Origin of the sequence: Amycolatopsis roodepoortensis (genome assembly GCF_014873915.1) — a bacterium.
GTDB lineage: Bacteria > Actinomycetota > Actinomycetes > Mycobacteriales > Pseudonocardiaceae > Amycolatopsis > Amycolatopsis roodepoortensis.
Genome location: NZ_JADBEJ010000001.1, coordinates 1558736 through 1572773, shown reverse-complemented (window position 1 = coordinate 1572773; position 14038 = coordinate 1558736). Strand labels below are relative to the sequence as shown.

At 68.7% G+C, this 14038-nt stretch carries 15 protein-coding genes; 1 reads left to right on the top strand and 14 read right to left on the bottom strand.

Features of this window, described 5'->3' with window-relative positions:
- Positions 1 to 393: 393 nt before the first annotated feature.
- The 9 genes from H4W30_RS07170 to ruvC all read right to left on the bottom strand — a co-directional run bounded on the left by H4W30_RS07170 (position 394) and on the right by ruvC (position 10138).
- A complete protein-coding gene (locus tag H4W30_RS07170) occupies positions 394 to 1173 on the bottom strand; it encodes an enoyl-CoA hydratase/isomerase family protein (RefSeq protein ID WP_192742043.1) in 780 nt (259 codons plus the stop codon).
- A 30-nt stretch (positions 1174 to 1203) separates the two neighbouring features.
- The gene (locus tag H4W30_RS07165; protein ID WP_126734608.1) at positions 1204 to 3534 is read right to left on the bottom strand and encodes a RelA/SpoT family protein; all 2331 of its coding nucleotides are present in this window, start codon (positions 3532 to 3534) and stop codon (positions 1204 to 1206) included.
- 78 nt (positions 3535 to 3612) lie between these two features.
- Positions 3613 to 4131, bottom strand: coding sequence for an adenine phosphoribosyltransferase (locus H4W30_RS07160; RefSeq protein WP_192742042.1), 519 nt, complete (start codon positions 4129 to 4131; stop codon positions 3613 to 3615).
- 85 nt (positions 4132 to 4216) lie between these two features.
- Positions 4217 to 5359, bottom strand: coding sequence for a protein translocase subunit SecF (secF, locus tag H4W30_RS07155; RefSeq protein WP_225949148.1), 1143 nt, complete (start codon positions 5357 to 5359; stop codon positions 4217 to 4219).
- A 56-nt stretch (positions 5360 to 5415) separates the two neighbouring features.
- Positions 5416 to 7113 carry a protein translocase subunit SecD gene (gene secD, locus H4W30_RS07150; RefSeq protein WP_192742040.1) on the bottom strand — a complete coding sequence of 566 codons (1698 nt, stop codon included), beginning with the start codon at positions 7111 to 7113 and terminating at the stop codon, positions 5416 to 5418.
- Positions 7114 to 7319: 206 nt separating this feature from the next.
- A complete protein-coding gene (gene yajC / locus H4W30_RS07145; protein WP_192742039.1) occupies positions 7320 to 7727 on the bottom strand; it encodes a preprotein translocase subunit YajC in 408 nt (135 codons plus the stop codon).
- Between the two features lie 145 nt (positions 7728 to 7872).
- Positions 7873 to 8949 carry a Holliday junction branch migration DNA helicase RuvB gene (gene ruvB / locus H4W30_RS07140; protein ID WP_126734611.1) on the bottom strand — a complete coding sequence of 359 codons (1077 nt, stop codon included), beginning with the start codon at positions 8947 to 8949 and terminating at the stop codon, positions 7873 to 7875.
- Positions 8950 to 8957: 8 nt separating this feature from the next.
- Positions 8958 to 9557 carry a Holliday junction branch migration protein RuvA gene (gene ruvA, locus H4W30_RS07135; RefSeq protein ID WP_007034922.1) on the bottom strand — a complete coding sequence of 200 codons (600 nt, stop codon included), beginning with the start codon at positions 9555 to 9557 and terminating at the stop codon, positions 8958 to 8960.
- A complete protein-coding gene (ruvC, locus tag H4W30_RS07130; protein ID WP_126734613.1) occupies positions 9554 to 10138 on the bottom strand; it encodes a crossover junction endodeoxyribonuclease RuvC in 585 nt (194 codons plus the stop codon). The genes ruvA and ruvC overlap by 4 nt, the downstream gene beginning before the upstream one ends.
- A gap of 76 nt (positions 10139 to 10214) precedes the next feature.
- Between ruvC and H4W30_RS07125 the strand changes: the two genes are divergently transcribed.
- Positions 10215 to 10661: a cupin domain-containing protein gene (locus H4W30_RS07125; protein WP_192742038.1), complete on the top strand. Its 447-nt coding sequence runs from the start codon at positions 10215 to 10217 to the stop codon at positions 10659 to 10661.
- Positions 10662 to 10861: 200 nt separating this feature from the next.
- Here H4W30_RS07125 and H4W30_RS07120 read toward each other — a convergent pair whose 3' ends face one another.
- The 5 genes from H4W30_RS07120 to H4W30_RS07100 form a co-directional block, all read right to left on the bottom strand.
- Positions 10862 to 11392 (bottom strand): DUF4262 domain-containing protein, encoded by a 531-nt coding sequence (locus H4W30_RS07120; RefSeq protein ID WP_192742037.1) that lies wholly within the window; start codon positions 11390 to 11392, stop codon positions 10862 to 10864.
- Between the two features lie 67 nt (positions 11393 to 11459).
- Positions 11460 to 12209, bottom strand: coding sequence for a YebC/PmpR family DNA-binding transcriptional regulator (locus H4W30_RS07115; protein ID WP_016334762.1), 750 nt, complete (start codon positions 12207 to 12209; stop codon positions 11460 to 11462).
- A gap of 50 nt (positions 12210 to 12259) precedes the next feature.
- A complete protein-coding gene (gene pdxT / locus H4W30_RS07110) occupies positions 12260 to 12889 on the bottom strand; it encodes a pyridoxal 5'-phosphate synthase glutaminase subunit PdxT (protein ID WP_192742036.1) in 630 nt (209 codons plus the stop codon).
- A 54-nt stretch (positions 12890 to 12943) separates the two neighbouring features.
- On the bottom strand, positions 12944 to 13264 hold the full coding sequence (locus H4W30_RS07105) for an AzlD domain-containing protein (protein WP_007034928.1): 321 nt from the start codon (positions 13262 to 13264) through the stop codon (positions 12944 to 12946).
- Positions 13264 to 13977, bottom strand: a complete 714-nt coding sequence (locus tag H4W30_RS07100; protein ID WP_148116051.1) for an AzlC family ABC transporter permease — start codon at positions 13975 to 13977, stop codon at positions 13264 to 13266. The genes H4W30_RS07105 and H4W30_RS07100 overlap by 1 nt, the downstream gene beginning before the upstream one ends.
- Positions 13978 to 14038: the final 61 nt, after the last annotated feature.

Below are 14038 nucleotides of genomic sequence, written 5' to 3'. Positions count from 1 at the left end.
GTTCAGCCCGCATCGCCGCCGCACGAATTAATTGCCGAAAGAAGACAGGACCGCCCTCTGGACGGCCACTGAAAGCCAGTTATTTCATTCCATGGACAGTAAAGAAAGAACGTTTCCCCACAGAGACGCACCAAGGCACGCCAACCGTTTACTTCCCCAGTTTCTACATCTCGGCGAGAATAACGGCCCGGATTCACCTCGTCAACAGCGGACTCCGCGCCCAAACCGTCCGAATTCGATCGAACACACCGAGTGGAACCAAAAGCGACACGGCAAAGAGAATTACTCCATCGGAATCCGTGGTTATGCCGTTTGCCGCGTCCGGTGCCCGCCGAACGGGCGCTCATTCGTCGAGTGGCGACCGATCGGCCACGCAAGTACGCCCGGCGGACCTCAGCGGTAGGTGAACTTCGGCGGCCGCCGCGCGAGGAACGCGGCCACCCCCTCCGCGTAGTCCTCGCCGTGCAGGGCACCGAGCCGGATCTCGTCGACCTCGGCGTCGGATTCCTGTTGTCCCGCCACGATCTTCTCGATGATCCGGTTCATCCCGCGCACCGACGCCTGCGAACGCGAAGCCAGCGTCTCGACGAACTTCGCGGTCGAGGCCTCCAGCTCGTCGGCCGGGAAGACGTCGTTCAGAAGCCCGATCTCGCGCGCCCGGCGGGCGTCGACGAGTTCACCCGAGAGCAGGAAGTACTTCGCGTGCGCCGGGCCGACCAGCGAGACCAGCTGCCGGGTCGAGTCGAAGTGGTAGACGATCCCGAGCTTCGCCGGCGTGATGCCGAACCGCGAGCCCTCCGCGGCGAAGCGGAAGTCGCAGGCGACCGAGATCTGGCACCCGCCGCCGATGCAGTTCCCCTGGATCATCGCGACCGTCGGCTTCCGCGACGCCGTCAGCGCCGCCACGGCGCCGTCGACCGCCTTGTCGTAGGTCTCGGCCGCGTCGGCGGTCGACCGCAGGTCCCGGAACTCGCTGATGTCGGCGCCCGCCGAGAAATGCGCGCCCGCGCCGGTCAGCACGAGGACCTTGATCGCCGGATCCGCCTCCACCCGCGCCACCACGTCCGGGATCGCCGACCACATCCCGTAGGTGATCGCGTTCATCTTCTCCGGCCTGGTGAACGTCAGCCGCGCGACCTCGCCGTCGCGAGTGAACTCGAACCCGTCAGTCATGTTCCGAACCTAACCGGATGCCGCCGGCGATCACGAAGCCGAAGTGACCCGATACACGTCGTAAACGCCTTCGACGCCCCGGACCACCTTCAGCACGTGCCCGAGGTGCTTCGGGTCGCCCATCTCGAACGAGAACCGGCTGACCGCGACCCGGTCGCGCGACGTCGTGACCGACGCGGACAGGATGTTGACCTTCTCGTCCGCGAGCACCTTCGTGACGTCCGAGAGCAGACGGTGCCGGTCCAGCGCCTCGACCTGGATCGCGACGAGGAACACCGAGGACGCCGACGGCGCCCATTCGACCTCGACGAGCCGCTCGGGCTGGGCCCGCAGGTCGTCGGCGTTGGTGCAGTCGGTCCGGTGCACGCTGACGCCGCCGCCGCGGGTGACGAAACCGAGGATCTCGTCGCCGGGCACCGGCGTGCAGCAGCGGGCGAGCTTGGCCCAGATGTCGCTGGCGCCCTTCACCACGACGCCGACGTCGTTCGAGCCGCGCCGGCGGGTGACCGTGGACGGGGTCGCGCGCTCGGCGAGCTCCTCCTCCGCCTCGTCGACCCCGCCGATCAGCGCGACCAGCCGCTGCACGACGTGCTTCGCGCTGGTGTGGCCCTCGCCGACGGCCGCGTACAGCGAACTGATGTCGGGATGCCGCAGTTCGGTGGCGACCGCGCCCATCGACTCGGCGGAGACCAGCCGCTGGATCGGGAGGCCGACCTTGCGGACCTCCTTGGTGATGGCCTCCTTGCCGCCTTCGATCGCCTCGTCGCGGCGTTCCTTGGCGAACCACTGCCGGATCTTCGCGCGGGCCTTGGGCGAACCCGCGAACTGCAGCCAGTCGCGGCTCGGCCCCGCCGTCTCGGCCTTCGAGGTGAAGATCTCGATGACCTCGCCGTTCTCCAGCTTCCGCTCGAGCGCGACGAGCCTGCCGTTGACGCGGGCCCCGATGCAGCGATGCCCGACCTCGGTGTGCACGGCGTAGGCGAAGTCGACCGGCGTCGAATCGACCGGCAGCGTGATCACGTCACCCTTGGGCGTGAACACGAAGATCTCGCGCGAGGCGAGCTCGTACCGCAGCGACTCCAGGAAGTCGCCCGGGTCCGCCGCTTCACGCTGCCAGTCGAGGAGCTGGCGCATCCACGCCATCTCGTCGACGTCCATGGCGTTCCCGTTGTGGGTGCCCTTGGTCTCCTTGTACCGCCAGTGCGCCGCGATGCCGTACTCGGCGGTGCGGTGCATCTCGTAGGTCCGGATCTGGACTTCCAGCGGTTTGCCGTCCGGCCCGATCACCGTGGTGTGCAACGACTGGTACACACCGAACCGCGGCTGCGCGATGTAGTCCTTGAACCGGCCGGGGACCGGCTGCCACAGCGCGTGGACGACGCCCATCGCGGCGTAGCAGTCACGGACGTCCTCGACCAGGATCCGCACGCCCACCAGGTCGTGGATGTCGTCGAGGTCGCGGCCGCGGACGATCATCTTCTGGTGGATCGAGTAGTAGTGCTTCGGCCTGCCCTCGACCTTGGCGGTGATCCGCGAGCCTTCGAGATTGCTGGTCAGCTCGGTGATCACCGAGCGCAGGTACGTGTCGCGCGAAGGCGCGCGATCGGCGACGAGGCGGACGATCTCGTCGTACTTCTTCGGCTGCAGGATGGCGAAGGCCAGGTCCTCCAGCTCCCATTTGACCGTCGCCATGCCGAGCCGGTGCGCCAGCGGGGCGAGGACCTCCAGGGTCTCGCGCGCCTTGCGGGCCTGCTTCTCCGGCGGCAGGAAGCGCATCGTGCGCATGTTGTGCAGCCGGTCGGCCAGCTTGATGACCAGCACGCGCGGGTCGCGCGCCATCGCGATGACCATCTTGCGGATGGTCTCGGCCTCGGCGGCCGTGCCGAGCTTGACCTTGTCCAGTTTGGTGACGCCGTCGACGAGCTCGCCGACCTTCTCACCGAAATCGGCCTTCAGGCTCTCCAGCGAGTAGCCGGTGTCTTCGACGGTGTCGTGCAGCAGCGCCGCGACCAGCGTCGTGGTGTCCATGCCGAGTTCGGCGAGGATGGTCGCGACCGCGAGCGGATGCGTGATGTACGGGTCGCCGGACTTGCGCCGCTGCTCCCGGTGGAGTTCTTCGGCGACGTCGTAGGCGCGCTGGAGCTGCGCGAGGTCCGCGTTGGGATGCAGCTCGCGGTGGATGACGGCGAGCGGCTCGAGAACCTGCTTGACCGGTGCGGCGCGCTGCGCGGTGATCCGGCGGGCGAGGCGGGCGCGCACGCGGCGCGTCGCGGACGGCGTCGGCGCTGCCCCCTGTCGCGCCGCACCGTTCTGCTCGGTGCCGTCCTTCGAGGACACCGCGGCATCGAGCTCTTGGCTCACCCGCACCTCCTGCGCTTCGTGCGGCCTTCGGACATCAAGGGTAACCGCTCCCCCTCGCGGCTCACTTGGTACGCCCGGTCAACACACCCGGAGGGCCTCCACACGGCGCCCCTCAAGCACGGAACGACCGCCGAGCGCGCCGAGTTCCATGACCACCGAAACCCCGGTGACCTGCGCCTTCGCGTCTTCCAGCAGTTTGCAGGTCGCCGCGACGGTGCCGCCGGTGGCGAGCACGTCGTCGAGAACCGCGACACGCTGGCCGGGCTCGACGACGCCTTCGGGAAGTTCGACGGTCGCGGTGCCGTACTCCAGCGTGTACCCGACCCTCCCCGCGACCCGGGGCAGCTTGCCGGGCTTGCGGATCAACGCGACACCGAGACCACGGGCGTAACCGACGGCGGCAGCCAGCAGGAATCCGCGCGCTTCCACCCCGGCCAGCAGATCGGCCTCGGGATCGACGGTGGCGGCCAGCGCGTCGGTGACGGCCTTGAAGCCCGCCGCATCGGCGAACAGCGGGCTCAGGTCCCGGAACAGCACGCCGGGTTCCGGGAAGTCCGGCACGTCGGCGATCAGGTCGAGTGCCTTGTCCAGCTCCATGTGCTTCCTGCTCTCCTGAACACCAGGAAAGGTCCTTCCCTCACGGAGTTCGCAAGGAAAGGACCTTTCCGGGGGTTGAACTCGACTACCTCTTGCGCTTGCCGGACGGACGGCCCTTGTGGGCCTTCTGGTTCCGGGCGGGGACGCTCGCCGCGGCGGCGTACGCCTTCTCCTTGCGGAGCTCGGCGGCCAGGGCGTCCTCGTCGTTCGGGTCGAAGTCGTCGTCGCGCTCGGCGGCCTTGCGGGCCTGGTTCGCGCGCCGCGAAGCGACCCGATCGGCCTGCTGGCGGAACTTCGGGTCACGCATCTTGAAATCGACCAGCAGCGGAGTCGCCAGCGCGACCGACGACAGCACGCCGACGACGGTGCCGGTGAGCTGCACCAGCGCGAGTTCCTGCAGGGTGCCGGAACCGAGAAGGAGGTACCCGATCACCAGCAGCCCGAGGATCGGCAGGGCGGCGATCAACGATGTGTTGAACGACCGCATCAGCGTCTGGTTCAACGCCAGGTTGGCCGCCTCGCCGAAGGTTCGGCGGGTGAGCCCGAGCAGGCCGCGCGTGTTCTCGCGGACCTTGTCGAACACCACCACCGTGTCGTACAGCGAGAACCCGAGGATCGTCAGCAGACCGATCACCGTCGCCGGCGTGACCTCGAAACCGATCAGCGAGTACACACCCGCCGTCACCACGATGTCGTTCAGCAGGGTGACCAGTGCCGCGGCCGCCATCCGGGGGTCGAAGTACAACGCCAGGAACAGCGTGACCGCCAGCAGGAAGACCCCGAGCGCGATCAGCGCCTGCCGGGAGATCTCCCCGCCCCAGGACGCGCTGACCGCGCTGTCACTGATCGCCTGGACACTCGGCTGACCAATGGATCCGATCGGGCCCAGTTCCTGGAACAGGGCTTGCTTCACCTTGGCGACCTCGGCCGCGTCCAGGGTGTCCGAGCGGAGCTGGATGGTCGACGAGACGCCGCTGCCGACCTTCTGCGCCTCGTCTGCGGGCTTGCCCAGCGCGTCGGCGAAGACCTCCTTGGCCCGCTCTTCGGTGATCTGCCCGCTCTTGCCGTTGGCGGGCAGCTGGATCTGGGTGCCGCCTTCGAAGTCGATGCCGAAGTTGAAGCCCTTGATCCCCATCGACGCGATGCACACCAGCACCAGCGCGCCGAAGAAGAGGTACCAGCGTTTGCGGACGCCGACGACGTTGAATACGCCGCTGCCCACATACATCCGGTGGAAGACGCTCTCGCGTTTGTTCTCGGTGGTGTTCTTCTCGTCGACCACGGTCACGCCTCCTTGACGTTCGGGCGACCGGTGGCGGGACGGGCCGCCTTGCGCTCCGAGCCCAGCTGCTGCACGGCGCCGAGGCCGAGATTCTTCGGGTTGGACAGGAACTTCGACTTCGACCGGGAGACCATCGCGACCAGCGGATGCGTCACGAGGTAGACCACGACGAGGTCGAGCACCGTCGACATGCCGAGGGTGAACGCGAAGCCCTTCACGTCACCGACGGCCAGCAGGTAGAGGACCGCCGCGGCGAGGAAGCTGACCGCGTCCGCCGCGAGAATCGTGCGCTGGGCACGGGACCAGCCCCGCGGTACCGCGGACCGGAACGTCCTGCCTTCGCGGATCTCGTCCTTCAACCGCTCGAAGTAGATGACGAACGAGTCCGCGGTGATACCGATCGCGATGATCAGGCCCGCCACGCCCGCGAGGTCGAGGGTGTACCCGATCCACCGCCCCAGCAGCACCAGGACCCCGTACACGATGGTGAACGACAAACCGAGCGACAGGATCGTCAGCAGGCCGAGCAGCCGGTAATAGAACATGCAGTAGATGAACACGGCCAGCAGGCCGATACCGCCGGCGATCAGGCCCGCCTGCAGCGACGCGAGACCCAGCGTCGCGGACACCGTCGTCGCGTCCGAGGACTCGAACGACAGCGGCAGCGAGCCGTACTTCAGCACGTCGGCCAGGTCCTTCGCCTCGGTCTGGCTGAAGCGGCCGGTGATCTGGGTCTGCCCGCCCAGGATCGCCGACTGGATGGTCGGCGCGGAGACGACCTGCGTGTCGAGGACGAACGCGGCCTGCTTCTGGACGTTCTTCGAGGTGAAGTCGCCCCAGATCCGGGAGCCCTCACCCTTGAAGTTCAGGTTGACGACCCACTGGGAGTTCTGGGTGTCGTAGCCCGAGGAGGCGTCGGAGATCTCGGTTCCGGGCAGGAACTCCGGCTCCAGCAGGTACTTCATGGTGTTCTTGTCGCCACAGGCGACCAGCGGCTTGTCCGTGAGGTCGTTGCCGACCAGCGGGTCCGCGATCTTGGGGTCGCAGTTGAGCGCAGCGAAGGCCTTCTCGGCCGCCGCGGCCTGCTTCGCCTGGTCCGTCGAAAGCAGATCGGGGTTCTGCCGGAGGTTCCGGGCCTCCTCGATCTCCCTCTTGGTCTTCTCGTCGGAATTCTCGTCCGGCTGCTGCTGCGGCGCACCGGCAGCGCCACCGCCACCGTTGGCCGGGCTGGTCGGCGGGGCGCTCACACCAGGCGAGGCCGGGGGCGCCGAGGACGGCGTGCCCGAGGCGGGCGGGGCCGACGGTTGCGGCACCGGGGTCACCGGCTGCGACGTCACGACCTTCCGGAAGCCGAGCTTCGCGGTCTTGCCCAGGGTCTTGGCCTGGTCGCCCTGCTCACCGGGGACGGTGATGACGACGTTGCTGCCGTCGAGGACGACCTCGGTGCCGCTGACGCCGATACCGTTGACCCGGCGCTCGATGATCGAGCGGGCCTGTTCGAGGGACTCTCGCGGAGGGTCGCCGCCGTCGGGGTTTCGGGCGGTCAGGGTGACCCTCGTACCGCCCTGCAGATCGATGCCGAGCTTCGGCGTCGGCTTGCCGCTACCGGTGAAGAACACCAGGGCGTACAGCGCCACCACGATCAGGGCGAAGAAGGCGAGATAGCGTCCCGGGCGGAGATGCCCGGCCGGTGCGGCCACTGTGCTTCGGTCTCCTCGGACGGACTGGGTTTTTCCCCAATGGACTTGGCTGTTCACTCACTGGACGGGAGTCCGGCGGTACCGCGAACGAGCACGACTATGACGACGGACACGCACGCAGCACCGAGACACTACTCGGTGCTGCGTGAGCCCGGCGTTGGCCCCGCACCTACGAAAGTCTGGTGTCGGGGATGGCCTTACAACCGCTACTTCTTGCCGTGCTCCAGCGGAGGAGCGATCTGCGCGCCCGACTTCTCCTCGACGCGCTCGTCGTCCTTCGACTCGACGACCGGCGCCTCGACGACCTCGTCGGTGTCGGTGGCGTCGGTGACGTCTTCGTCGGTCTCGACGACCGGCTCGACCTTCTCGCGGACGGCCTGGCGCAGCCAGGTGGTCACGACGCCCGGAGCGATCTCGAGGTCGATCGTGGTGTCGGCGGTAGCGTCGGCGACGGACGCGTAAAGACCGGAAGTGGTCATCACCCGGTCACCGGGAGCCAGGCTCGCGAGCAGCTCCTGCTGCGCTGCCGCCGCCTTCTTCTGCTTACGGGTGCCCATGACGAGCGGAATCGCCACAACGAGCATCAGGAGCAGCGGCAGCAATAACTGGTTCATGATTCTCCATTTCGAGCGGACGCCGCGCGGTGCGCTGTTTTGTCCGGTTTGGCGGGGTGTGCTCTCTCCGAGTGTGCCAGGTGCCAGCGGAAACTCCACCACCACCCGTCGTCACCACGGGCCTCGGACCGCGTGAACGGTCCGGTCAGTCCTGGTCGAACAGGGTCGGTCCGCCCTGGTCGCCGCGCGTGGCGCCGGCCGGGACCGGCAGGCCGAGGTGTTCCCACGCGGCCGCTGTGGCGACCCGGCCGCGAGGAGTGCGGGCGAGCATACCGGCGCGGACCAGGTAAGGCTCACACACCTCTTCGACGGTGGTCGGTTCCTCTCCCACCGCGACGGCCAGCGTCGACACGCCGACCGGCCCGCCGCCGAAGGAGCGGACCAGCGCGGTCAGCACCGCGCGGTCGAGCCGGTCGAGGCCGAGTTCGTCGACGTCGTAGACCTCCAGCGCGGCCCGCGCGATCTTGCGCGTGACCTTGCCGTCGGCCCGGACCTCGGCGTAGTCGCGCACCCGGCGCAGGAGCCGGTTCGCGATCCGGGGTGTGCCGCGGGACCGGCGGGCGATCTCCGCGCAGCCGTCCCGGTCGATGTCGATGTCGAGGATCGTGGCGGCGCGGCGGGCGACGAGTTCGAGTTCGCTGTCGCTGTAGAACTCCATCTGGCCGGTGAAACCGAACCGGTCACGCAGCGGGCCGGTCAGCGAACCGGACCTCGTCGTGGCGCCGACCAGTGTGAACGGCGCGATCTCGAGCGGGATGCTGGTGGCGCCGGGCCCCTTGCCGACGACGACGTCGACGCGGAAGTCCTCCATCGCGAGGTACAGCATCTCCTCGGCGGGACGGGCGATGCGGTGGATCTCGTCGATGAACAGGACGTCGCCGGGCGCCAGGTTCGACAGCATCGCGGCCAGGTCGCCCGCGCGTTCCAGCGCCGGTCCCGAGGTGATGCGGATGGCGGCGTTGAGTTCGGCGGCGACGATCATCGCCATACTCGTCTTGCCGAGCCCCGGCGGACCGGAGAGCAGGACGTGATCCGGCGGGACACCCCGGCGTCGCGCGCTTTCGAGGACGAGTTCGAGCTGCTCACGCACCCGCGGTTGACCGACGAACTCGTCGAGTTTGCGCGGGCGCAGCGTGGTCTCGACCTCGCGTTCGCCCGTCTGCGGCAGCGCCGAAAGCGTCTCGTCGTCGGCGTCGAATTCCGTCACGGCCTCATAGTCCATGTGGCCGGTTACCGCTTACGCCCGAGGGTGGCCAACGCGGCGCGCAGCACGGAGGACGTCGTGTGGCCCTCACCCTCGCCGAGCACCTTGTCGACGGCCTGTTCGGCCTGCTTGGCCGGGAAGCCGAGGCCCGCGAGCGCCTCGACGACCTCGCTCCGCAGCGCGCCAGGCGCCACGACCGCCGGGGAACCGTCGGTCGGGCCGGCGAGCGCGGTGACCTTGTCCCGGAGTTCGAGCGTGAGCCGCTCGGCGCCCTTGCGGCCGATACCGGGCACCTGGGTGAGCACGGTGATGTTGCCTTCGACCAGCGCGGAACGCAGCTTGTCGGGGTCGAGGACGGCGAGTGTCGCGAGCGCGAGCCGGGGGCCGATCCCGGAGACCGTCTGCAGCAGGCCGAACAGCTCGCGGGCGTCGGCGTCGGCGAAACCGAACAGCGTCAAGGAATCCTCGCGGACCACGAGCGCGGTGTGCAGCATCGCCTCCTCGCCGCGGCGAAGCGTCGCGAGGGTGGCGGGGGTGGCCTGCACGGCGAAGCCCACTCCCCCGACCTCGATCACGACGTGGTCGAGACCGATGGAGAGGATTTCACCGCGTACCGAGGAGATCATCGAGCCGCTCCTTGCGTCTTTGCTTGTTTGGCCGCGGCGGCGAGCCTGGCCTTGTGGTTCTTGGCGATCTCGGCCGCCCTGGCCTCGGCTTCGGCGAGCCGGACCCGCATCGGCTCGCGCCACAGGTGGCAGATGGCGAGCGCGAGCGCGTCCGCGGCGTCCGCCGGATGCGGTTTGACCTCGAGACCGAGCAGTCGCATGACCATACCGGTGACCTGCGCCTTGTCCGCGCGCCCGGAGCCCGTGACGGCGGCCTTGACCTCGCTCGGGGTGTGGAACACGACCGGCAGCCCGCGCCGGGCCGCGGCGAGCGCGACGACGCCGCCCGCCTGCGCGGTGCCCATCGCGGTGCGCACGTTGTGCTGCGCGAAAACCCGCTCCACGGCGACGGCCTCAGGCTTGTACCGGTCGAGCCAGCGCTCGACGGCGTCGGAGATCCCCAGCAGCCGCACGGAGAGATCGGCGTCCGGCGGGGTCCGCACGACGTCGACGGCCACGGCGCGGACGGTGCGGCCCGTGCCACCGTCGACCACTCCCAGCCCGCACCTGGTCAGACCGGGGTCGACCCCGAGTACCCGCACGCGTTTTCCTCCGCTCCGGCGAACATCAGTTCGAGATCCGAGGCTACCCGGAGCGGGCTCCGGGCAAGATGAGGACATGCCGAGTCCCGACGACTTCACCGCCCATCTGGGCCTTCAGCCGTTGCCCGTCGAGGGCGGCCGCTGGGCGCAGAGCTGGCGCGACGAAACCGCGTCCGCGATCTACTACCTGCTGGCGCCGCCGGAAACCTCGGCGCCACACCGGCTGGACCGGCTGGAGATCTACGCGCACCACGCGGGGGCGCCGGTGCGGATGCTGCTGTTGTTCCCGGACGGGAGTGTTTCGCGGCCGGTGCTGGGTCCGGACGTCGCCGCTGGTCAGCGGCCGCAGGTGGTGGTGCCCGCCGGGGTGTGGCAGGCGTCGGTGAGCACCGGTGAGTGGAGCCTGGCCGGCACGGTGGTGGTGCCGCCTTATACGGACGACTGCGTGGAGTTCCGGTCCGCGGCGGCTTTGGCCGCCGAGTGGCCGGACGCGGCGGAGGACCTGGTGCCCTGGCTTGAGTGAGCGTGGGTCTTTGCGTGCCCCTTGCCTGACGTCCGCCCCCAGCACGCCGACTGTGTGGATTTTGGGACGTTGGATGACCAAAAATCCACACAGTGCCCCACGTGACCGGTCCGGTCACGATGCCAGACCACCGGATACGTGAAGGCCCCCTTCATTGCGTCTAGCGCAGTGAAGGGGGCCTTCACGTACTTAAGCGAACCTCAGGGCCCGTCGACGCCCGGCGTCCAGCTCTCCGGGTCACCGGATTCGGTCAGCACCGGCTGGTACCGCGCGAAGCCCTCGGGAGCGTCCGCGTGCCACGGGAAGTGGCCGTCCGGCGTGGCGACGATCAGTTGCAGCGCCGGGAAGTCCCCGTCCGGGTAGATCAGGAACGCGCTCCCGAAGTACTCGGGATAGTGCCCCTTCGCGACCCGTTCGAAGACCACCGGCGCGCCCTCGAAGAAATCGTCGTACTGCTTGCCGACCTCGAAGATCTCGCCGGCGGCCGCGCGGTCGACGTAGGCGTCGAGCAGGACCGGCCCCATGTGCTCGGGCAGTCCGATCACGACCGCTTCCGCGACGTTGTGCAACGCCCAGGCGCACGCGGTGAAGCAGAAGGGTGCTTCCTCCTCGTCGCCTTCGACCGCGATGACCGCGTTCCCTCTCGCCTTCGCCTGTCCCTCGATCCACTGGATGAGTTCGGTTTCTTCGGCGGTGAGGGCGTCGGCTTCGGAGGTCGTCACGCGCGACATTGTGCCCCACGCGAGCGCCCGCACCTAGCCCCGGGACCGATTTTCCGCGGCATGGCGGGAAAATTGATCAGCCGACCTCGGCCATGACCTCGTCCGAAACGTCGAAGTTCGCGTACACGTTCTGCACGTCGTCGCAATCCTCGAGCGCGTCGATGAGCTTGAAGACCTTCTTCGCGCCTTCGACGTCCAGCGGGACACTGACCGACGGCAGGAACGTGAGATCCGCGGACTCGTACTCGAAACCGGCTTCCTGCAAGGCTTTCCGGACCGGGACGAGGTCGGTGGCCTCGGAGACGATCTCGAAGTTCTCGTCGAGGTCGTTCACCTCTTCGGCACCCGCGTCGAGTACGGCCATGAGGACGTCGTCCTCGCCGGCGTCACCCTTGGGCATGATCACGACGCCCTTGCGGTTGAACATGTAGGCGACCGAACCCGGGTCGGCGAGCGAGCCGTTGTTCCGGGTGAGCGCGGTGCGCACCTCCATGGCGGCGCGGTTCTTGTTGTCGGTGAGGCATTCGATCAGCACGGCCACACCGTTCGGGCCGTAGCCTTCGTAGGTGATGGTCTGCCAGTCGGCGCCACCGGCCTCTTCACCGGCGCCGCGCTTGCGGGCGCGCTCGATGTTGTCCTGCGGGACCGAGTTCTTCTTGGCCTTCTGGATGGCGTCGTAGAGCGTCGGGTTGCCGTCCGGGTCGCCACCGCCGGTCCGGGCCGCCACCTCGATGTTCTTGATCAACCGGGCGAAGAGCTTGCCGCGCTTCGCGTCCAGGTTGGCCTTCTTGTGCTTCGTGGTGGCCCACTTGGAGTGGCCGCTCATCTCTCCTCCATCTACTCCTGTGCCCGCCGCTGAGCACAGTGTCGGTTTTGCTAAGCCTGTCGCACGAGGTCGACGAACAGCCTGTGCACGCGTTCGTCCCCGGTGAGTTCGGGGTGGAACGACGTGGCGAGTACCGCCCCCTGCCGGACCGCGACGATCCTAGCGGCCGCGTCCTCGGAGCCCGGCATTTCGGGGACACTGGCGAGTACCTCGACCCCGTCGCCCGCCTTTTCGACCCACGGGGCGCGGATGAACACAGCGTGCACCGGGCCGCCTTCGACCCCGGTGAAGTCGAGGTCGGCTTCGAACGAGTCCACCTGCCGACCGAACGCGTTGCGCCGGACGACGACGTCGAGACCGCCGAGTTGCCGCTGGTCAGGCCGACCGTCGAGGGCCTGGCGGGCGAGCAGGATCATCCCGGCGCAGGAGCCGAACGCGGGCATCCCGTCCGCGATGCGTTCGCGCAGCGGCTCCAGCAGTTCGAAGGTCTCCAGCAGCCTCGACATGGTGGTCGACTCGCCGCCGGGCAGCACCAGACCGTCCACTTCGGACAGTTCGCTCGCACGACGGACCGGCAGCGCACGCGCACCGGCGCGTTCCACCATCGCGGCGTGCTCCCGCACGTCGCCCTGCAGTGCGAGCACGCCGACCACCGGCCGTGCCCCCGTCGCGATCGCCACCCGACCTCCCGAAAGACCTTCCCCCTAGCTTAGGCGCTTCGGGGAACGGCCAGGTCAGGGGACCCCGGCCAGCCGCAGCAGGGCGGCGGTCGCGGCGGCCGCCACGACGACCAGCGCGAACGGTGCCTTGCGCCAGGCGAGCACGCCGCCGACCAGGACTCCCGCGGGCCGGGCGTATCCGGCGAACTCGTGCCCTTCGGTGAGCGCGGCGACGGCGACCAGCGCGGCCAGCAGGACGACGGCCGAACGCGCCATCAGTTTCTCGGCCTTGGGCGACACGGTGAACCGCGCCTTCAGCACCGGCCCGGCGAACCGGAAGGCGAAGGTCCCGGCCGCGAGCACCCCGCCGGCGATGATCAGTTCCAGCGGATCCATCAGTGCACTCCCTCGGGTTCACGTTCGGCGGGTTCCTTCGCCGCCACTCCGGCCAGCACGCCGACCAGCGCGAGCAGCACCGGCAGCCCCGCGGGCAGGAACGGCGTCGTAGCCAGCGCGACGGCCACGCCGACGAGCACCGGCAGCCGAGCGGCACGGTCGCGCAGCGACGGCAGGACCAGCGCGAGAAGGACCGCCGGGAAAGCCGCGTCGAGGCCGAAGGCGTCGGTGTCGCTGATCGCCGTCCCGGCGTAGGCCCCGGCGAGGACGCCGACGTTCCAGCAGACGAACAGCCCGATCCCGCAGACCCAGTACGCCGCCTTGCGCCGCTCCTCGTCGCGCTGGGCCAGGGCGAACGCGACCGATTCGTCGATCATCAGGTGACTGCCGACGATCCTCGACGACCATCGTTTGCCCAGGACGTCGCCGATCGCGAAACCGAAGGGCAGGTGCCGGGCGTTGGCGAGCAGCCCCGCGGCGACGGCCGCGACCGGGCTGCCACCGGCGGCGATGATGCCGACGAACATGAACTGCGAGGCACCGGCGAAGACCAGCACGGAAAGCAGCATGGGCGCCCAGATCGGGAAGCCCGAGCCCACCGCGATGGCGCCGTAGGAGATGCCGACAATGGTGTCGGCGAGGCAGACCAGCCCGATGTCACGGAGAAGATCGCGCCCCAGGACACGAGTGGTTGTTCGCCATATCGAACGCATAGCGTCATACAATGAACGAACGCAGCCGTGTTCGTCAAGGCGAACGCAACGACCGATGGAG

Coding starts and splice junctions, on each gene's coding strand:
- H4W30_RS07120 (WP_192742037.1), bottom strand. CDS start 11,392: ATGTCGCGCGTGACGACCTCCGAAGCCGACGCCCTCACCGCCGAAGAA.
- H4W30_RS07115 (WP_016334762.1), bottom strand. CDS start 12,209: ATGAGCGGCCACTCCAAGTGGGCCACCACGAAGCACAAGAAGGCCAAC.
- yajC (WP_192742039.1), bottom strand. CDS start 7,727: ATGAACCAGTTATTGCTGCCGCTGCTCCTGATGCTCGTTGTGGCGATT.
- ruvB (WP_126734611.1), bottom strand. CDS start 8,949: ATGGACTATGAGGCCGTGACGGAATTCGACGCCGACGACGAGACGCTT.
- secF (WP_225949148.1), bottom strand. CDS start 5,359: ATGTATGTGGGCAGCGGCGTATTCAACGTCGTCGGCGTCCGCAAACGC.
- H4W30_RS07125 (WP_192742038.1), top strand. CDS start 10,215: ATGCCGAGTCCCGACGACTTCACCGCCCATCTGGGCCTTCAGCCGTTG.
- H4W30_RS07160 (WP_192742042.1), bottom strand. CDS start 4,131: ATGGAGCTGGACAAGGCACTCGACCTGATCGCCGACGTGCCGGACTTC.
- ruvA (WP_007034922.1), bottom strand. CDS start 9,557: ATGATCTCCTCGGTACGCGGTGAAATCCTCTCCATCGGTCTCGACCAC.
- H4W30_RS07170 (WP_192742043.1), bottom strand. CDS start 1,173: ATGACTGACGGGTTCGAGTTCACTCGCGACGGCGAGGTCGCGCGGCTG.
- H4W30_RS07100 (WP_148116051.1), bottom strand. CDS start 13,977: ATGCGTTCGATATGGCGAACAACCACTCGTGTCCTGGGGCGCGATCTT.
- H4W30_RS07105 (WP_007034928.1), bottom strand. CDS start 13,264: ATGGATCCGCTGGAACTGATCATCGCCGGCGGGGTGCTCGCGGCCGGG.